Source organism: Terribium retamae (genome assembly GCF_022347545.1).
Taxonomy (GTDB): domain Bacteria; phylum Pseudomonadota; class Alphaproteobacteria; order Rhizobiales; family Rhizobiaceae; genus Mesorhizobium; species Mesorhizobium retamae.
Genome location: NZ_JAKREW010000014.1, coordinates 90,487 through 109,141, shown reverse-complemented (window position 1 = coordinate 109,141; position 18,655 = coordinate 90,487). Strand labels below are relative to the sequence as shown.

Below are 18,655 nucleotides of genomic sequence, written 5' to 3'. Positions count from 1 at the left end.
ACGGCAATCAAGGAGAATATCGATGGCGGAACGCGGCAAGCGTAATCCCGCATGCGGACTCGAGGCGATTGGCCTGAAGACGTCTGGCACGGTGCGCTATAATTTCGGCGCCGCCGAACTCTACGAGGAAGCACTGCGCCGCAACGAGGCGAAGCTGACCGCCCACGGCGCACTGGTTGCGGAGACCGGCCAGCACACCGGCCGCTCGCCCAAGGACAAGTTCGTGGTGCGCGATGCCAAGACCGAAAACTCGGTCTGGTGGGGCAACAACAAGGTAATCACATCCGAGCAGTTCGACACGCTGCTTGCCGATTTCCTGGCGCATGCAGCCGACAAGGATCTTTATGTGCAGGATCTCGTCGGCGGCGCCGACACCGAGCTGAGCCTGCCGACCCGCGTCATCACGGAATTCGCCTGGCACTCGCTGTTCATCCGCAACCTGCTGATCCGCCCGGAGGCCGAAGCGCTGGCCAGCTTCCTGCCGAAGATGACCATCATCGACCTGCCGTCTTTCCGCGCCGATCCTGTCCGCCACGGCTCGCGTACCGAGACGATGATCGCGCTCGACCTGACGCGCATGATCGTGCTGATCGGCGGCACTTCCTATGCCGGCGAGATGAAGAAGTCGGTGTTCACAGCGCTGAATTACCTGCTGCCGGAACAGAGTGTGATGCCCATGCATTGCTCGGCCAATGAAGGTCCCGCCGGCGATGCCGCCGTGTTCTTCGGCCTGTCCGGCACCGGCAAGACCACGCTTTCTGCAGATCCGTCGCGCACGCTGATCGGCGACGACGAGCATGGCTGGGGACCGCACGGCATCTTCAACTTCGAAGGAGGCTGCTACGCCAAGACCATCAAGCTGTCGGCCGAGGCGGAGCCCGAAATCTTCGCAACCACCCGGCGCTTCGGCACCGTGCTGGAGAACGTCATCCTCGACGACCAGCGGGTGCCGGATTTCGACGATGGCCGGCTGACAGAAAACACGCGCTGCGCCTACCCGCTGAACTTCATCCCGAATGCCAGCGCCAGCGGCCGTGCGAACCACCCCAAGAACATCATCATGCTGACGGCCGATGCCTTCGGTGTGATGCCGCCGATCGCCAAGCTGACGCCGGCACAGGCCATGTATCACTTCCTGTCCGGCTACACGGCCAAGGTGGCCGGCACTGAAAAAGGCGTGACCGAGCCCGAAGCCACTTTCTCTACCTGCTTCGGTGCGCCGTTCATGCCGCGTCACCCCTCGGAATATGGCAATCTGCTGCGCGAACTGATCGCCCAGCACGGTGTCGATTGCTGGCTGGTCAACACCGGCTGGACCGGCGGCGCCTATGGCACCGGCCGCCGCATGCCGATCAAGGCGACACGTGCGCTGCTCGCCGCCGCGCTCAATGGTTCGCTCAACAAGGCCTCGTTCCGCACCGATCCGAATTTCGGCTTCGAGGTACCTGTAGCGGTGGAAGGCGTCGACAGCGCCATTCTCGACCCGCGCTCGACCTGGGCCGACAAGGTTGGCTACGACCGCCAGGCTGCCAAGCTGGTCGGCATGTTCATCGACAATTTCGGCAAGTTCGAAGACCACGTCGATGCAGCCGTGCGCGGCGCGGCGCCACGCGTACAGGAAGCGGCGGAATAGCCAGCCGCAAAGTTTACATCGGTTCTCTGCCTCCAGGGCCCGACTTCGAGCAATTCCAGGAAAAGTGTGCAACGGTTTTCCGTCCGGAATTGCGCAAAACAAAATTGGAGCGTTTCCGCACGTACGGAAACGCTCCAAGGTGGGGCCTTTTCTTTTTGGTGCAGGCGCGCCATCACTGCACCATGGCGAATGAAGATATCATCACGGTGAGCAGAGAGGCGGTCATCCACCCGGACGACCTTGAAGAGAGTTTCATCCGTTCGTCCGGCCCCGGCGGCCAGAACGTCAACAAGGTGGCGACCGCCGTGCAGTTGCGCTTCAATGCAGCGAATGCGGTGGGGCTTTCCGAGCGCGTGCGCGACCGCGTTATCCGCTTTGCCGGCCAGCGGGCAACCAAGGACGGTGTCATCGTCATCGAGGCGGGCCGTTTCCGCACGCAGGAGCAGAACCGCGCCGATGCGCGTTCCCGACTGGTGGCATTGGTGGCCAAGGCAGCGGAGCCACCACCCCCGCCGCGCAAGAAGACTAAGCCCAGCAAAGGTGCAATCGAGCGACGCCTGAAAAGCAAGGCCGGGCGCTCGACAGTCAAAAAACTACGCGGGAGGGTTGGCGAAGAATAAGGGCCAAGTTCCTGAAGGCACTTCCCTTAGCGGCTTTCTGATGCAAAGTTGGCGCTCCCGCTCAACAGGCATGGAGGCCTCTCAAATGGGAATTTTCGATTTCGTCAAAGGCGTCGGCAAGAAGCTCGGCATTGGCGACGATGAGGAAGCGGCACCAGACGCCGGCACGCTGAAAAAGGAACTCGACTCGCACAATCTCGGCACCGATGGCGTGCAGGTCGAGGTCAAGGGCGATACGGCGGTGCTGAAGGGCGAGGTCAAGGACCAGTCGATCTTCGAGAAGGCAGTGATTGCTGTCGGCAACACGCTGGGTGTTTCGAAAGTGCAGGCGGATGAACTGAAGGTCGGCACCGACACCGCCACCGCAGCACCCGCCAAGGCCCCTGTGTTCTATACAGTGAAAAAGGGCGACAATCTCTGGAAGATCGCCGAAGCGCAATATGGCAAGGGCCAGGGCGCCAAGAACAATGTGATCTTCGAGGCCAACAAGCCGATGCTGACCCATCCCGACAAGATCTATCCGGGTCAGGTCCTGCGCATTCCCGAACTCTGATCGGCCGCAATAAGGCAAACAACGAGACGGCGGCTTTCGGGTCGCCGTTTTTCGTTTGCGGATTACATTGCCCTTGAACGCGAGTCGAACCCGGAAAAAGTTCCATGCTTGTTCTGCCCAAAGGCGTCCGCCACATGCCGGGCCACTTGCCTCGATCGACCCAGGAAACCCTGGTCGAGGCCATACGCGCCATTGTGCAGGAAGCACCGCTCTACGTGCCTGCCATGCCGCGCACCGGCAAGGAGATGAGCGTGCGCATGACCAATTGCGGCGCGCTTGGCTGGGTCACCGACAAGGAGCGCGGCTATCGCTATCAGGCCACGCATCCGGTGACCGGGAAGCCTTGGCCGCCGATTCCTGAAACCCTGCTCTCGCTGTGGCGCGAGGTCTCGGGTTATCCGCATCCGCCGGAGGCCTGCCTGATCAACTTCTACACGGCTGACGCCAAGATGGGCCTGCATCAGGATCGCGACGAGCAGGAATTCGCGGCACCGGTCGTATCGGTCTCGCTTGGCGACGAATGCCTGTTCAGGGTCGGGCAGACGGTGCGCGACGGCAAGACGGTTTCGTTCAGGCTGAAATCAGGCGATGTCGTGGTGTTGGGCGGTGACGGCCGTCTCGCATTCCACGGCGTCGACCGCATCTATCCGATGACTTCAGCGCTCTTGAAGAACGGGGGGCGGATCAACCTGACGCTGCGAAGGGTGACAAAGCCAGCCGCCGCCGAGCCGCACTATCCCGCTGTCGATACAGAGTGAATGGATCGTCTCTTCTCGACACTGCTGTTGCCATTGCGGAAAGCAAATCCGGCCTGTTTCAGCGCAACCCACCAGATCGCCAGCATCACTGGCGGGGCGATTGTAATTTTGACGAGACCGAGAAACATCATAAGCACGGGCAGTAACATCGCCAGTGAAAAGAGGAATTTGCGAATCCAGTGGCTGGGCTCAGTCCTTGCGTCCTTCATGGCAAGCAAGGCTACGGCCGCCTCGAAACTGGCCAGGTCGTAATTCAGCGCATAGGGTGTAACGATGAATGTCGCGATCAGCAGAATGGCAGCGCGATCTCTCGCATCCGCAACACGAAACAGTGCCCAGATGGATATCGTGGCCGTCGGCAAAGCGATCAGCCAGTGCACCGCCAAAGCGAGGCTGGCTCCCGCGCCGATATTGCGGAGTGCCCCATAAGAGGACGGCAGCATATCGAGGAACAGGCCGCCCAGATTGGTCATGACGCTGGTTTGGTAGGGCAATACTTCGCTCAGATATCCCCGCCACGCCTCAATCCCGAAGACAGCAGCAGAAACAGCGAAAAATGCTACGGTTGCCGCCACGGTGCTGATGATCATCAGCCAACGTCGTTCGGCGATCAGGAGAAACGGAAACAAAATCCCCAATTGCGGTTTGATCGTCAGCATGGCGAGCAAAACGCCGGCAACGATCGGCCGTTTGTCGCGAAGAGCGAGAGCGCCCAGCGCCAGGGCGCTGCTCAGATAGCCGTTTTGCACGCACCAAAAGTTGAGGATGAGCAGAGGAAAGACGGCCACCCAAGCCAAAAGGCTGCGCTCGCCGATAAAGGCCCGATAGGCGACAACGAACGCAACAGCAGTGCTGCCAAGGAACAGCAGCGCGGCGCTCTTGTAGTCGAACAGGCCAAGCGGCCAGATCAACAGCAGGTAATGGGGAGGATAGCTCCAGTTGTGCCACTGGAATTCCGGGCCGAACGCTGCCTTCAAATGAGCAAAATAAGCAGGGTGCGGTCCAAAGAGATCAAGCACCTTGCCGTCTTGGATCAAGCGCCCTGCGATCCAATAATTCGCAAAATCCTTATCGGCTATCGACAGATCAACGCTCGGCTTGAGAAACCCCATCGTCATCGACGTAACGACCAGGACCGCAAGCGCCAGGGAGGCGTAGAGAACCAGTCGGTAAATGAGAGACATTTGCTGAAGTTGCTGCATGGCGCCGGAGACGGTTGTCCTTGGCTTTGTTGACAGAAACTTCTTAAGGAACGGCCACTCAGCCCTACAGCTTCCGCAGCGCCACTTCTTCAACCAGATGATTGGCGCCCTTGCGCAGGATGAGATCGGCGCGCGGGCGCGTCGGCAGGATGTTCTCGCGCAGGTTCTTCAGGTTGATGTTGGCCCACAAGCCTTCGGCGATGGCACGGGCCGCCGTTTCCGACAGCTGCGAATAACGATGGAAGAAGGATTCCGGGTTTCGGAAGGCCGTCTCGCGCAGCCGCATGAAGCGGGCGATGTACCATTCGTGGATCAGCTCTTCGTCGGCATCGATGTAGATCGAGAAATCGAAGAAATCCGACAGGAAAGGCACGAACTTACCGTCCATCGGCAGCTTGCCGGGCTGCAGCACGTTGATGCCTTCGAAGATCAGGATATCCGGCTGGTCGATGGTGACATACGCGCCGGGCAGCACGTCATAAGTCAGGTGCGAATAGAGCGGCGCACGCACGTCGCGTTCGCCCGATTTTATCGAGGAGAGAAAACGCAGCAGTGCGCCGACATCGTAGCTGTCGGGAAAACCCTTGCGTTCCATCAGCCGGTCGCGGCGCAGCACCTCGTTGGGCAGAAGAAAGCCATCGGTCGTCACCAGATCGACCTTCGGGCTCGACGGCCAGCGCGCGAGCAACTCCTTCAGCACGCGCGCAGTGGTCGACTTGCCGACCGCCACCGAACCGGCGATGCCGATGATATAAGGCGTCTTGACCACGCTCGCCTTGTTGAAGAAAGCCCGGCGCTGGCGAAACAGCATCTGGCTGGATTCGACATGCGCCGACAGCAGGCGCGACATCGAGAGATAGATGCGCGTGACCTCTTCCAGGTCGACCGGGTCGTTCAGCGAACGCAGCCTGTCGATCTCATCCCTGCCCAGCGTCAGCGGCGTGTCGGCGCGGAACTTGGCCCAGTCCTCGGCGGAAAAGAAAAGATAGGGAGAGTATTTCTCGGTCGGCGTGAGCTGGTCCATCGAGTTCCCCGCCCTTTCCAGCATCAGCCGCGCCCGTCCCGCGAGGCCTTCTCGGCGATGCCAGAACGCCCGGTCCGGCGTTCGAGTTCCGCCAGGATTTCGTCCAGCGGCACGCCGGCGATGCCGAGCACCACCAGCCAATGATAAAGAAGATCGGCGCTTTCCGAAACGAGCCCTTGCCGGTCACCCTTGACGGCGGCAATGACGGTCTCGACGGCTTCTTCGCCGAGCTTCTGCGCGGCCTTGTCGATGCCGCGCGCATAAAGCTTGGCCGTCCACGATTCCGGATCGCCGGAATGCGCACGCTCGCGAATGGTCGCTTCGAGATCGGACAGCGAAAAGCCAGTCATAATAGCCGTTTAGGACCCTTTGGAGAGCGAGTCGAGTCGCATCGGCAGCCCAGCCGCCGCCATATGCTGCTTGGCCTCGGCGATCGTATAGGCGCCGAAGTGGAAGATAGACGCTGCAAGCACGGCGGTGGCATGGCCGTCGCGGATGCCGGCGACCATATGGTCGAGATTGCCGACGCCACCGGATGCGATCACCGGCGCTCGAACGGCGTCTGCGACAGCCCGCGTCAGAGCAATGTCATAGCCCGCCTTGGTGCCATCGCGATCCATCGAGGTCAGCAGGATCTCGCCGGCGCCGAGATCGACGACCTTGCGGGCGAATTCGACGGCATCAAGTCCGGTCTTTTCGCGGCCGCCATGCGTGAAGATCTCCCAGCGGTCGGCCTCACCGGCAGCGGAAACCTTCTTGGCGTCGATGGCAACGACGATGCATTGGTTGCCGAACTTGTCGGCAGCCTCCGCCACAAAGGACGGGTTTTTCACGGCTGTCGTGTTGATCGACACCTTGTCGGCCCCTGCCAGCAGAAGCTTGCGAATGTCGGCCAGCTGCCGCACGCCGCCACCGACCGTCAACGGCATGAAGCACTGTTCGGCTGTGCGGGCGACGACGTCGAAGATGGTTTCGCGGTTGTCGGACGAGGCTGTGATATCGAGGAAGCAAAGCTCGTCGGCACCCGCCGCGTCATAAGCCCTAGCGGCCTCCACGGGATCACCGGCGTCGACCAGGTCGACAAAATTGACACCCTTGACCACGCGGCCGTCTTTTACATCCAGACAGGGAATGACGCGTGCCTTGAGTGTCAAAGGGCGGCTCCTTCGTTCGGCAAGCCTTCCACCACAGCCAGCAAATCGGTGAGCAGTTGCCCGACCAGCGGCGGTACTTCGGCCTGGGCATCGAACGCCGGATCATAGGCCGAGATGGTGATGCCGACGACCGGAATTTCCTTGGCCATGATGCATGCCGCACGGCGCACCTGCACCGGATTTGGACCGCCTTCCGTCATGTAGCGGTTGGCCTGCAGTTCCTTCGGGTCATGCACATCGAGGTCGATATGCATGTGCGTGCGTGTCGCACCGGCCGCCTTCAGCTTCGCCACGGCTCCCGCCGCGCCGCCACATTCCGTTCGAATGACGGGCAACGTTTCCAGCAATGCCTTTTCGTCGGGGTCGAGGTCGCGCGCGTCGATGAGCATGCAGCGCGAGGGATCAATGGGCTTGAAACCCGGTATCTCCAGGGCCATCGGCTTCCAGCAAAGGCCGAGCACCGTCGACAGCGCCATGCCGTCGAGGAAGCCGTAAATCGATGTCTCGGGCGTGTTGAGATCACCGTGCTGATCGGCCCAGATGATCGAATCGGCATTCTCTCCGGCGACGGCTCCCGAGGCCGTCAGGCAGTTGCCCGTCAGCACGATGGGGAAGCGACCCTCCTCCCGTACGTCGCGCACTTTTTCAGCGACGGCCCGGCAAACGGCAAAACCAGTTGCAATCTCGCGACCCTGCTCGTCACCGACCTTGCCGATGTCTTCCACGTCGACTTCGTGACCGGCAAGCGTCAGCGCTTCGACCAGTCCGCCGGCAATCAGCGCGTCAGGCCCTTGGCCGCAGCCGCCGTGGAAGTGGCCGCTATCGTAAGAAGCCAGGATGATCGAGAGTTTCACCAGGCAGCCTCCTTGGTCTTGCCCTTCAGGATCGCCAGGGCCTCCGTAGGATCGATGCGGCCGTCGTAAAGCGCACGGCCGGAAATGGCGCCTTCGAGCTTGGCGGCGTCCGGCATGGTCATGCGCACGATGTCGGCAATAGAGGCCAGACCGCCGGAAGCGATGACCGGGATCGATACCGCCTCGGCAAGGTCGATGGTCGAATCCCAGTTGATACCGGTGAGCACACCGTCGCGGTCGATGTCGGTGTAGATGATGGCCGCGACGCCGGCGCCCTCGAACTTCTTAGCCAGTTCGACGACGCCGAGGCTGGAAGCTTCCGCCCAGCCCTCAACCGCCACCTTGCCGCCCTTGGCGTCGATGCCGACGGCGACCTGGCCCGGGAATGCCCGGCAGGCTTCCTTGACCAGTTCGGGGTCGCGCACCGCGACCGTGCCCAGGATGACGCGCGCAAGCCCACGGTCCAGCCAATCCTCGATCTGCGGCAAGGTGCGGATGCCGCCGCCGAGTTGAACCGGATTCTTGGTGGCTTTCAGTATGGCGCCGACAGCGGCGCTGTTGACGCTCTTGCCCTTGAAGGCACCGTTCAGGTCGACGACGTGCAGCCATTCGAAGCCTTGCGCTTCAAAGGCACGCGCCTGATCGGCGGGATCGTCGTTGTAGACTGTTGCCGTATCCATGTCGCCGAGTTTCAGGCGAACGCATTTGCCGTCCTTGAGGTCGATTGCCGGAAAGAGGATCACTTATGCCCCCTCGACGATGGCGACCTTGCCGACCGATCCGGCCAGCCGATGCTTCAGCGCCTCCTGATATTCCGGCGAGTTGTAGCAAGCGAGCGCTGTCTCGTAGGAATCGAACTCGATGATCACGTGCCGGTTGCCGGTCGGGCCCTCGGGCTCGGTATGGCGTCCGGCCCGGACCAGGAACTTGGCGCCGTATTTGGAAAAAGCCGTGCCATTGGTTTCGATGTATTTCTTGTAGATATCCGCGTCGCGGACATCGACCATGGCCATCCAGTAGCCCTTCTTGCTCACGATATCCTCCTCACGGCTTCCAGCGCAGGAAATTGGCGATCAGTGCAAGGCCAAGCGCCTGGCTCTTTTCGGGATGAAACTGCGTGCCGGCAAGATTGTCACGCGCCACGGCAGCCGTTACCTGCCCGCCATAATCGGTGACAGCCAGCATCTCGCCAGGGTTCCGTGCATCGAGATGATAGGAATGGACGAAGTAGGCATGAAGACCGTCCTGCCCGGTCGGTATGCCGGCAAACAACGGATGCTCACGCTTCAGTTCGATCGTGTTCCAGCCGATCTGCGGTATCTTCAGTGCCGGCTCGGAAGGCTTGATCTCCTTCACGTCACCGCCGACCCAGCCGAAGCCCTGGGTGACCGTCTTTTCCAACCCGCGCTCCGACATCAGCTGCATGCCGACACAAATGCCGAGGAAAGGTCTGCCTTTGGCAATGGCAACTTCCTGCACGGCCTCCCACATGCCCCCGACCGCATGCAGGCCGGCAGCACAATCGGCATAGGCGCCGACACCGGGCAGCACGATCCGGTCGGCGTTGCGAACCCGTTCCGCGTCCGCTGTCAGGTCGATGTCGGCAGTTATGCCCGCTTCGCGCGCAGCGCGTTCGAAGGCCTTGGTGGCCGAGCGCAGATTGCCCGAGCCGTAGTCGATGATGGCAACGCGCATGTCAGTGTCGTCCGGGGTGGGAAAGTCCAAGCGCCATGCCAGTCTGCAGCGGGCGCGCGTGACTAGCGTCCGGCACGATCGTCGGGCGCGGTTCGGTTGGCTCGACCGCCGGTTCGGACGGCTGGCGCCCGAATGCATAGCGGGTTTCGGCATCGGCAAAATTCTCAGCCTCGACCACGCCCCACTCGGTCCAGCCGGCACGGCGCAGGGCGGCAGCCCGCAATGCCTGCCCTTCGAACCCCACGATGAAGGAGACGAGCAAGGTCAGCAGCGAACCGGCAAGAGCGAGCCCCTCGCTTTCACCGACAAAGGACAGCGCGCCAAGAACGACGAAGGCCAGCACTGCGGCAAACCAGAGCCGATGCCATAGCAGCCACAGCGGCGGGAGGATGAAGCCTATCCAGGAAAATCCGTCACGGATCAACCGCGTCCCCTCGGGCCTCGTATCGAGGCCATCGGAAGGGGGCTCCATGACGATGTAGCTGGCCATGACTAACCCTGCAGCGAACCCTTGGTGGAAGGAACCGCGTCCGGCTGGCGCGGATCGCTTTCGAGCGCGGCACGCAGCGCGCGCGCGACAGCCTTGAAGCAGGTTTCCGCGATGTGGTGATTGTTGGCGCCGTAGTGGTTCGTCACATGCAGCGTGATGCCAGCGTGCTGTGACAGTGCCTGGAAGAACTCACGCACGAGTTCGGTGTCGAAAGTGCCGATTTTCGGCGCCGAGAAAGCGACGTTCCAGACCAGGAATGGCCGTCCCGACACGTCGATTGCGGCGCGCGTCAGCGTTTCGTCCATGGCGAGATCGATCGAGGCGTAACGCATGATGCCGCGCCGTTCGCCAAGCGCCTTGGCCAGCGCCTGGCCGATCGCGATGCCGGTGTCTTCGACGGTGTGGTGATCGTCGATGTGCAAATCGCCTTTTGCCTTCACCGTCATGTCGATCAGGGAATGGCGCGACAGCTGGTCGAGCATATGGTCGAAGAAGCCGACCCCGGTCGACATGTCGGATTTGCCGGTGCCGTCGACATGAACCGACACGGTGATGTCGGTTTCCTTGGTCTTGCGGCTGATTTCGGCCGAACGGGGCGCCATGACCTCATCCTCGTTACAGGAAAACGAGTGGGTTCTAACAGCATGATCCGGCGATTGCCAGTTGCCAAAACCGCCAGTCGAAACATATGCCTTTGGAGGCTATGGTCGATAGGGAGCCGGGTTGGGCAGCTGCTCCAGTCCGGGTTTGCAAACGGGATGGAGCTGCATACATATGTCGCAACTCAACTCGTACCGCGCCGGTCGCCTTGAAAGGGATGGCGCGGGTCCGGAGCAACATATGTCAGACGAACGTTCCATGCACTCCACGACCATCGTCACCGTGCGCAAGGGCGGCAAGGTGGTGATCGCCGGCGACGGACAGGTCAGCCTTGGCCAGACCATCATGAAGGGCAATGCCCGCAAGGTACGCCGCATCGGCAAGGGCGGCAGCGTCATCGCCGGTTTCGCCGGCGCGACGGCCGACGCCTTCACGCTTCTGGAGCGACTGGAAGCCAAGCTCGAGCAGTATCCGGATCAACTGATGCGCGCGAGCGTCGAACTGGCCAAGGATTGGCGCACCGATCGCTATCTGCGCCGGCTGGAAGCGATGATGCTGGTGGCGGACAAGAATGTCTCGCTGGCGCTGACCGGCAATGGCGACGTGCTGGAGCCCGAACAGGGCGTGATGGCGATCGGCTCGGGCGGCAATTATGCTCTGGCGGCGGCGCGCGCCCTGATCGACACCGACAAGGATGCCGAGGAGATCGCCCGCAAGGCCATGCAGATCGCGGCCGACATCTGCGTCTACACAAACCACAACTTCGTCGTCGAGACGCTGGACGCCGCCTGATCGTGAGTTCCCCGAAGGCGCCCAGCTACGGCTTTCGTCCACTGACGCATGAGGACATGCCGCTGCTGGCGCGCTGGCTCGTCATGCCGCATGTCGCTGCATGGTGGGGCGAGAAGGAGACCGAGATGACGGAGATCGCCGAAGCGATCGACAGCATCTGGGTCGAGCCCTTCATCATCGAGCTGGATGGCAAACCGATCGGCTTCATCCAGAGCTACGACCCTCATCTCGATGAAGGCGAAAACCCGTTCCAGGACCAGCCGACCGGCACGCTCGGCATCGACCAGTTCATCGGCGAACCCGCCCTGATCGGCAAAGGCCATGGTACGCGGCTTATCGCCCAATTCGTGGAGATGCTGTTCGAGGAAGGCGCGCCCCGTGTCATCCTTGATCCCGATCCGGCCAACAGGGTTGCCGTCAGGGTCTATGAAAAAGTCGGCTTCCGCCCGGTGCGTCGTTTCAAGACGGAGAAGGGTGGCGAAGCGCTGCTGATGGCGATCCACAACCCAGACAAAGCGGACGCAGAATGAGCACTGCCGGCGCCACTGACCTGCCGTTGCATCAGCGGCTGGCCTGGCCAGCCGGGCTGGCGATCATGGCGGCGCTGGTCGTCATCCAGGCCTTGGTGCTTTACCTTCAGGGCCATCCGGCGATCTGCACCTGCGGCTATGTCAAGCTGTGGCACGGCGTGGTGATGAGCTCGGAGAATTCCCAGCACATTTCCGACTGGTATACGCCGTCCCATATCATCCACGGCTTCCTGTTCTATGCGTTGGCCCGGTTTCTATTTCCCCGCTCATCGATCTGGGTCCGGCTTGCTTTCGCGCTGGTGATCGAGGGCGGCTGGGAAATCCTGGAAAACAGCCCGATCATCATCGACCGCTACCGCGCGGGCACGATCTCGCTCGACTATTTCGGCGATTCCATCATCAATTCGGTGGCTGACACGGTGGCCATGGTGGCGGGCTTTGCAGCTGCCCGCTACCTTCCCGTCTGGCTGGTCGTGATCATCGCCATTCTGTTCGAGCTCGGTACCGGCTACATGGTTCGCGACAACCTCGCGCTCAACGTCCTGATGCTGGTATATCCGCTGGAAGCAGTCAAAGCCTGGCAAGGGGCCGCATGATGACAGGATGCCTGTTGTGATCAGCCAGGAAACGCTCGACAGCGCGGTCACCCAGGGCGTGATCACGACACAGCAGCGCGACCGGCTTTACGCACTGGAGCGCACAGGCTCGTTCAACGCGGAAGACGCAGCGGAAGCGGCCGAGGAGAACCTGCGGCTGATCGGCGGCGGCAACGATCTTTTCGTGACCGTCGGCACGATCCTGCTGACGGTCGGTTTCTATTTCGTGCTCAACACATTGCTGCCAGGCCAGCGATTGTGGATCGCTGCGCTGGTGGCGGTGTTTTCCTGGGGGCTTGCCGAAGTGGTGACGCGCCAGCATCGCATGAAGCTGTCGTCGACGGTGCTCAGCCTGTTTTTCGTCATATCCTTCACTGTCGCGCTCGGGCTGGAGATCTTCGCACGCTATCCAATTCAGAAACCGGAATCGATCTGGCAATTGCTGGCGCTGCGCCAGCAGGTCTCCAGCGCCGGCTATCTCTTCCTTGGCGGCACCATGGCGGCAGTTGCGCTCTATTTCTGGCGCTTCAGGGTGCCCATTCTGGCAGGTGTTTTCGCGATCGCGGCAACGTTGCTTGCGTTCCTGCAGACTGCTGTCCTCCTGTACGATGGGGTGACAACCGGGGCGGTTGCTCCGCCGCGCCTGGAAGACATGCCGGAGCTGATGCGGGCAGCGCTATACATGCCGCTGATCTGCGGCCTGGTGGTGTTCGGCACCGCGGTTGCGCTCGACGTGTATGACCGAGAACGGCGCAAGATCTGGTCCGATTGCGCCTTCTGGCTTCATGTCGTGTCGGCGCCGATGCTGGTTCATCCCCTCTTCATCATGGCGACCGGACAGGATGTCGTGATGGGCCGCATCGAACCCGATGCGAATGCCACCATCATGCTGGCCATCCTCATCATCGCCTTCGTTTATGTGGCGCTTGCCATCGACCGGCGGTCACTGCTGGTGCCGACACTGGCCTATTTCGGCTCGCTGGGCATCTACTACCTGATCAATTCGACGGCCAACAGCACCGGCATTCCGCCCTTTGCCTTGATCCTGCTGGTGGTCGGCGCCTTGATCATAACCTTCGGCGCAGGCTGGCAGCATATCCGGCGCTTGATCGTACGCCCGACACTCCCCACATCCGTGCTCGACAAGCTCCCTCCCATCAAACTCCCTTCCATCAAACAAGCGTAGACGTGTAATTTCATGAGCAATTTTTCTCCCCGCGAAATCGTTTCCGAACTCGACCGTTTCATCATCGGCCAGAAAGATGCCAAGCGCGCCGTTGCGATCGCGCTGCGCAACCGCTGGCGCCGCCAGCAGCTGGAAGGCCAGATGCGCGAAGAGGTGATGCCGAAGAACATCCTGATGATTGGGCCGACCGGCGTCGGCAAGACCGAGATCTCGCGCCGCCTCGCCAAGCTGGCGGGCGCGCCCTTCGTCAAGGTCGAGGCGACCAAGTTCACCGAAGTCGGCTATGTCGGCCGCGACGTCGAACAGATCGTGCGTGACCTCGTCGAGGTCGGCATCGGCCTGGTGCGCGAAAAGATGCGCGAAGACGTCAAGGCGCGCGCCCACGTCAACGCCGAAGAGCGTGTGCTGGAAGCCCTGGTCGGCAAAACGGCTTCGCCGGCGACCCGCGAGAGTTTCAAGAAGAAGCTGCGCGACGGCGAGCTGGACGACAAGGAGATCGAGATCGAGGTGGCCGACACCGGCACCGGCGGCATGCCAGGTTTCGAGATCCCCGGCATGCCCGGTGGGGTCGGCGTACTCAACATCAACGACATGCTGTCGAAAGCCATGGGCGGCAAGCGCACCAAGATGCGCAAGACCACGGTGAAGGAAAGCTATGACCTGCTGATCCAGGACGAGTCCGACAAGCTGCTCGACCAGGACGAGGTGGTGCGCCGTGCCCTGGAAGCCGCCGAGAATGACGGCATCGTCTTCCTAGACGAGATCGACAAGATCGCGGCCCGCTCCGATGTCTCGGGGGGACCTTCGCGCGAAGGCGTGCAGCGCGACCTGCTGCCGCTGGTCGAAGGCACGACGGTGGCGACCAAATACGGGCCGGTGAAGACCGACCATATCCTGTTCATCGCCTCCGGCGCATTCCACGTCTCCAAGCCGTCCGACCTTCTGCCGGAATTGCAGGGCCGCCTGCCGATCCGCGTCGAACTCAGGGCGCTGGAGAAGGAAGACTTCGTGCGCATCCTGACCGAGACCGAGGCGAGCCTCATCAAGCAGTATATCGCGCTGATGAAGACCGAAGGCGTCGAGCTGGAGTTCAGCGACGACGCCATCGATTCCCTGGCCGGCATCGCCGTCGACCTCAACGCGACGGTGGAGAACATCGGCGCCCGCCGGCTGCAGACGGTAATGGAACGCGTGCTGGACGAGATCTCCTATGACGCGCCGGACCGCAACGGCAGCAAGGTGACGATCGACGCCGACTATGTGAAGAAACATGTCGGGGACCTGTCGAAGAACACCGACCTGTCACGCTTCATCCTGTAATCTGGGAAAGAAATGGCCGATGAAATCGCTCATAGCCGCGCCGAAGCGGCAGCGGCGACCGAATGATTTCATCGGCATTGCCCAGCCACCATCACGGACCGCAAATGACAGACGCCACATCACCGCTTGCCACCGTCGTTGACTGTGCGGCGGCGGCCGATGGCGGCTCGCTGTGGATTCAGCTTTCGATTGGCGGCCAGGTAAAGAATTACACACTCAACCGATCGATCGCCTCGCGCGGCACCGCTCAATACGGCCAGGTCAGCTCGCAGCATGGCCCCCTGTCGAAACAGGAACTTCGCGATTTGCTGCTGGTGCTCGACGTCCCCCGACAGGGGATGTGCGCCGGGCTCGTTGAGGAATTCGTGCAGTTCCTGAAGAAGTCGGCCCTCGGATAGACAGAGCCTCGGTGTGGCCAAATGGAAGCAGGCATGCGTCTTTCGCCGCAATTGGACACGAAAGGCTCGACTCGCCCCCCTGCTTTTCCTAGAGCAAATCCAGCGCGAGGTCTGTCCGGACCGTTGCGGGTTCTGGGATTGCACGATTTCGAGCGGCCACTGATGAAGAAACTGGTCTCTTTCCTTATCGCTTCGGCGCTGGCCGCGGGGACGCTGGTTGCGGCCCATGCAGCCACTTTGGTGCCACCGGGCAACCGCAATGCCGAGCAACCCCCGATCCCCGGCGCCTCCAGCAAGCGCACCAAGGCGACCAACACGTCCTTCGACGCGAAATACCGCAAGGTATACGCGCTGCTGCAGAACGACGCCGAGCTGCGCGGCAAGATCAAGAAGGCCGCGGCAGCTTACGGTGTCGACCCCATGCATATTGTCGGCGCGCTTGTCGGCGAGCACACCTATAATGTCGGCGCCTATGACCGCCTGCAGACTTACTATGTGAAGGCGATGTCCTATCTCTCCTCGAAGCTGACCTTCGCCTACAAGGGCGAGGACATCTCCGAATTCATCCGCCGGCCCGAATTCGCGAAATGCGCCGGAGAAACCGGCAGCAACGACATCTGGGAATGCCGCGAGCAGGTGTGGAACCGCTCCTTCCGAGGCAAGACGGTGGGCGGCAAGAGCTTCCCCAACGACCGCTTCGGCGCCACCTTCTTCCAGCCCTACTATGCCGGCCAGACCTTCGGCCTCGGCCAGCTCAATCCGCTGACCGCGCTGCAGATGAGCGACATGGTCAACAAGGTTTCGGGCTTTCCCAAGCTCGATGTCGACGATCCCAACGAGATCTACAAGACGATCATGGATCCGGACATGACGCTGCCCTACGTGGCCGCGATCGTGAAGACCTCCATCCAGGCCTATCGCAACATTGCGGGCTTCGACATTTCGGACAATCCCGGCCTCACCGCCACCCTCTACAATGTCGGCAACCCGGAAGCGCGCGCCTATCAGCTGAAGACCGAGAACGACCGCCGCCGCGCCGCAGGCGAGCCGGAAAAGCTGCCGGAAGAGAATTATTACGGCTGGCTGGTCAACGACAAGCTGGCCGAACTGAAGGCGCTGTTCTAGCCTCGACCAGCTCGCGCAGGGTTTTTCACCGCTGCGTTCGTTTCAAAAAAACATGCCTGTGTTCGAGATCGTATCCGGCATGCCTTGGTGCTTGACGGCCCGAGAGAACATGGAATAAATATTTCATACAGAGTCTTTCTGGCCTTTTCATTCCGTATCCGGTGCGACCTCGACCGGCGCGCCTAGCAAAGGGGTTGTCATGACAGTGCGTTTTGGTCTCCTCGGCGCCGGCCGCATCGGTAAGGTTCATGCGCGAGCGGTCGGCTCGAACCCGCAGGCCAAGCTGGTCGCCGTCGCAGATGCTTTCGAAAAGGCAGCCAAGGAACTGGCTGCCAGCTATGGTGCGGAAGTCCGTTCCATCGAAGCGATTGAGAAAGCTGCGGACATCGATGCAGTGATCATCTGCACGCCGACCGACACCCATGCCGACCTGATCGAGCGCTTCGCCAGGGCCGGCAAAGCGATCTTCTGCGAAAAGCCGATCGATCTCGACGTCAAGCGCGTGGAGAAATGCCTGGCCGTGGTCGACAAGACCAAGGCCGCGCTGATGGTCGGCTTCAACCGCCGCTTCGACCCGCATTTTGCCGCCGTGCGCAAGGCGATCGACGACGGCGCCGTCGGCAAGGTCGAGCAGGTGGTGATCACCTCGCGCGACCCGGGGGCGCCGCCGGTCGACTACATCAAGCGTTCGGGCGGCATCTTCCGCGACATGACCATCCATGATTTCGACATGGCGCGTTTCCTGCTCGGCGAAGAGCCTGTGGCCGTGTCGGCGCATGCTTCGGTGCTGGTCGACAAGAAGATCGGCGAGGCCGGCGACTTCGATTCCGTCAGCGTCATCCTGGAAACTGCATCGGGCAAACAGGCCGTCATCTCCAATTCGCGCCGCGCCACCTACGGCTACGACCAGCGCATCGAAGTGCACGGTTCGAAAGGCATGGTCGCTGCCGAAAACCAGCGCCCAGTCTCGATCGAAGTGGCCAGCGAGAAGGGTTATGTCCGCCCGCCGCTGCACGACTTCTTCATGACCCGCTACATCGACGCCTATGCCAACGAGATCGCCACCTTCATCGAGGCGACGACCACCGGCAAGAAAGCTTCGCCCAGCGGCAAGGACGGACTGATCGCGCTGAAGATCGCCGATGCTGCGCTCAAATCCGCCAAGCAGGGCAAGACGATCCGTCTCGACAAGTAAGCCAGGCAGGGAGGCCGGAATGAGCGCTCTCGATACACGCAACAGCGCAACGCGGGCGCTGGTCACCGGGGGTGCGCAGGGCGTCGGATTGGCGGTCGCACGACAACTCGTCGACGAAGGCTGCAAGGCGCTGGTTCTGCTCGGACGTTCCGAGGAGAAAGGCCGGACCGCTATTGCCGAACTGGAAAAGAAGGGCGCGGAAGCGATCTTCGTCAGCGGCGACCTTGCCGACCCGGATGCCTGTCTCGCTGCCGTCGAAGCCGGCGTGAAGCGGTTCGGCGGCCTGAATGCACTGGTCAACGCCGCGGCCTCGGCCGCGCGCGGCTCGCTGGTCGAAACCACGCCCGCCATGTTCGACGAGATGTTCGCGATCAATGTGCGCGGCCCGTTCTTCCTGATGCAGGGTCTGGTCAAGCACCTGCTGGACACCCGGCAGGCAGGCTCGATCGTCAATGTGCTTTCGGTGAACGTGCATGGCGGCCAGTCCTTCCTGTCCTCCTATTCGGCGAGCAAGGGCGCCCTGGCGACGCTGACCAAGAATGTCGCCAACGCCTATCGTCGCAACCGTATCCGCTGCAACGCGGTGCTGCCCGGCTGGATGGATACGCCGGGCGAGGCCGATACGCAGGCGAAATTCCATGGCGCCGGAGCCGACTGGCTTGCCAAGGCCGAAGCTGCCGCGCCGATGGGGCAGCTGGTGAAGACGCATGAGATGGCAGGCCTCATCACCTACATGCTGTCGCCCCAGTCCGGCGTGATGACCGGCGCGCTGGTGGATTACGACCAGAACGTGCCGGGCATTATCGGCGAGTAATGCCAACGGTCATGCTGATGGCCGGCGCTGCCCGTTGGCGCGATGCCAGCGGCCATGGCCGCGCCAGCGCTTGAGGCGTCCTGGATCCATCAATATCCAGCGTGACAAACGCCGCG

23 protein-coding genes are annotated in these 18,655 nt (G+C 61.8%); 13 read left to right on the top strand and 10 right to left on the bottom strand.

Features of this window, described 5'->3' with window-relative positions; translation table 11 throughout:
- Positions 1 to 22: 22 nt before the first annotated feature.
- The 4 genes from L4923_RS15835 (at position 23) to L4923_RS15820 (ending at position 3,564) form a co-directional block, all read left to right on the top strand.
- Positions 23 to 1,633 (top strand): phosphoenolpyruvate carboxykinase, encoded by a 1,611-nt coding sequence (locus tag L4923_RS15835; protein WP_239366734.1) that lies wholly within the window; start codon positions 23 to 25, stop codon positions 1,631 to 1,633.
- Positions 1,634 to 1,815: 182 nt separating this feature from the next.
- Positions 1,816 to 2,253, top strand: a complete 438-nt coding sequence (gene arfB, locus L4923_RS15830; RefSeq protein WP_239366732.1) for an alternative ribosome rescue aminoacyl-tRNA hydrolase ArfB — start codon at positions 1,816 to 1,818, stop codon at positions 2,251 to 2,253.
- An 85-nt stretch (positions 2,254 to 2,338) separates the two neighbouring features.
- Entirely contained in the window at positions 2,339 to 2,806 is a 468-nt protein-coding gene (gene lysM / locus L4923_RS15825) for a peptidoglycan-binding protein LysM (protein ID WP_239366730.1), read from the top strand.
- A gap of 104 nt (positions 2,807 to 2,910) precedes the next feature.
- The gene (locus tag L4923_RS15820; protein WP_239366728.1) at positions 2,911 to 3,564 is read left to right on the top strand and encodes an alpha-ketoglutarate-dependent dioxygenase AlkB family protein; all 654 of its coding nucleotides are present in this window, start codon (positions 2,911 to 2,913) and stop codon (positions 3,562 to 3,564) included.
- Here L4923_RS15820 and L4923_RS15815 read toward each other — a convergent pair.
- From L4923_RS15815 to hisB, 10 genes are all read right to left on the bottom strand, one after another.
- Complete coding sequence (locus L4923_RS15815) at positions 3,540 to 4,766, bottom strand: glycosyltransferase family 87 protein (protein WP_239366725.1); 1,227 nt, start codon at positions 4,764 to 4,766, stop codon at positions 3,540 to 3,542. The two genes, L4923_RS15820 and L4923_RS15815, sit on opposite strands and share 25 nt — an antisense overlap.
- Positions 4,767 to 4,830: 64 nt before the next feature.
- Complete coding sequence (coaA, locus tag L4923_RS15810) at positions 4,831 to 5,790, bottom strand: type I pantothenate kinase (protein WP_239366722.1); 960 nt, start codon at positions 5,788 to 5,790, stop codon at positions 4,831 to 4,833.
- 23 nt (positions 5,791 to 5,813) lie between these two features.
- Positions 5,814 to 6,140: a phosphoribosyl-ATP diphosphatase gene (locus tag L4923_RS15805; protein WP_239366719.1), complete on the bottom strand. Its 327-nt coding sequence runs from the start codon at positions 6,138 to 6,140 to the stop codon at positions 5,814 to 5,816.
- Between the two features lie 9 nt (positions 6,141 to 6,149).
- Positions 6,150 to 6,944, bottom strand: a complete 795-nt coding sequence (gene hisF / locus L4923_RS15800; RefSeq protein WP_239366717.1) for an imidazole glycerol phosphate synthase subunit HisF — start codon at positions 6,942 to 6,944, stop codon at positions 6,150 to 6,152.
- A complete protein-coding gene (locus L4923_RS15795) occupies positions 6,941 to 7,798 on the bottom strand; it encodes an arginase family protein (RefSeq protein WP_239366714.1) in 858 nt (285 codons plus the stop codon). The genes hisF and L4923_RS15795 overlap by 4 nt, the downstream gene beginning before the upstream one ends.
- Positions 7,795 to 8,541: a 1-(5-phosphoribosyl)-5-[(5-phosphoribosylamino)methylideneamino]imidazole-4-carboxamide isomerase gene (gene hisA, locus L4923_RS15790; RefSeq protein WP_239366711.1), complete on the bottom strand. Its 747-nt coding sequence runs from the start codon at positions 8,539 to 8,541 to the stop codon at positions 7,795 to 7,797. The genes L4923_RS15795 and hisA overlap by 4 nt, the downstream gene beginning before the upstream one ends.
- Entirely contained in the window at positions 8,542 to 8,832 is a 291-nt protein-coding gene (locus L4923_RS15785; protein ID WP_239366709.1) for a DUF1330 domain-containing protein, read from the bottom strand. It abuts the gene before it with no gap.
- A 10-nt stretch (positions 8,833 to 8,842) separates the two neighbouring features.
- The gene (gene hisH / locus L4923_RS15780; RefSeq protein ID WP_239366708.1) at positions 8,843 to 9,493 is read right to left on the bottom strand and encodes an imidazole glycerol phosphate synthase subunit HisH; all 651 of its coding nucleotides are present in this window, start codon (positions 9,491 to 9,493) and stop codon (positions 8,843 to 8,845) included.
- 1 nt (position 9,494) lies between these two features.
- The gene (locus tag L4923_RS15775; protein WP_239366707.1) at positions 9,495 to 9,983 is read right to left on the bottom strand and encodes a DUF2628 domain-containing protein; all 489 of its coding nucleotides are present in this window, start codon (positions 9,981 to 9,983) and stop codon (positions 9,495 to 9,497) included.
- Between the two features lie 2 nt (positions 9,984 to 9,985).
- On the bottom strand, positions 9,986 to 10,585 hold the full coding sequence (hisB, locus tag L4923_RS15770; protein ID WP_054312620.1) for an imidazoleglycerol-phosphate dehydratase HisB: 600 nt from the start codon (positions 10,583 to 10,585) through the stop codon (positions 9,986 to 9,988).
- Between the two features lie 238 nt (positions 10,586 to 10,823).
- Here hisB and hslV point away from each other — a divergent pair, with 238 nt between their 5' ends.
- The 9 genes from hslV (at position 10,824) to L4923_RS15725 (ending at position 18,539) form a co-directional block, all read left to right on the top strand.
- Positions 10,824 to 11,375, top strand: a complete 552-nt coding sequence (gene hslV, locus L4923_RS15765; RefSeq protein WP_054312621.1) for an ATP-dependent protease subunit HslV — start codon at positions 10,824 to 10,826, stop codon at positions 11,373 to 11,375.
- 2 nt (positions 11,376 to 11,377) lie between these two features.
- Positions 11,378 to 11,905, top strand: a complete 528-nt coding sequence (locus L4923_RS15760; protein ID WP_343303382.1) for a GNAT family N-acetyltransferase — start codon at positions 11,378 to 11,380, stop codon at positions 11,903 to 11,905.
- Positions 11,902 to 12,501 (top strand): DUF2585 domain-containing protein, encoded by a 600-nt coding sequence (locus L4923_RS15755; protein ID WP_239366706.1) that lies wholly within the window; start codon positions 11,902 to 11,904, stop codon positions 12,499 to 12,501. The genes L4923_RS15760 and L4923_RS15755 overlap by 4 nt, the downstream gene beginning before the upstream one ends.
- 7 nt (positions 12,502 to 12,508) lie before the next feature.
- Complete coding sequence (locus tag L4923_RS15750) at positions 12,509 to 13,687, top strand: hypothetical protein (RefSeq protein ID WP_239366705.1); 1,179 nt, start codon at positions 12,509 to 12,511, stop codon at positions 13,685 to 13,687.
- A 12-nt stretch (positions 13,688 to 13,699) separates the two neighbouring features.
- The gene (gene hslU, locus L4923_RS15745) at positions 13,700 to 15,007 is read left to right on the top strand and encodes an ATP-dependent protease ATPase subunit HslU (protein WP_239366704.1); all 1,308 of its coding nucleotides are present in this window, start codon (positions 13,700 to 13,702) and stop codon (positions 15,005 to 15,007) included.
- 62 nt (positions 15,008 to 15,069) lie between these two features.
- Entirely contained in the window at positions 15,070 to 15,405 is a 336-nt protein-coding gene (locus L4923_RS15740) for a hypothetical protein (RefSeq protein WP_239366702.1), read from the top strand.
- Positions 15,406 to 15,567: 162 nt separating this feature from the next.
- The gene (locus tag L4923_RS15735; RefSeq protein ID WP_239366700.1) at positions 15,568 to 16,530 is read left to right on the top strand and encodes a DUF1402 family protein; all 963 of its coding nucleotides are present in this window, start codon (positions 15,568 to 15,570) and stop codon (positions 16,528 to 16,530) included.
- A 199-nt stretch (positions 16,531 to 16,729) separates the two neighbouring features.
- Complete coding sequence (gene iolG / locus L4923_RS15730; RefSeq protein ID WP_239366697.1) at positions 16,730 to 17,725, top strand: inositol 2-dehydrogenase; 996 nt, start codon at positions 16,730 to 16,732, stop codon at positions 17,723 to 17,725.
- 19 nt (positions 17,726 to 17,744) lie between these two features.
- Positions 17,745 to 18,539, top strand: a complete 795-nt coding sequence (locus L4923_RS15725) for an SDR family oxidoreductase (protein WP_239366695.1) — start codon at positions 17,745 to 17,747, stop codon at positions 18,537 to 18,539.
- The last annotated feature ends 116 nt before the right edge of the window (positions 18,540 to 18,655 follow it).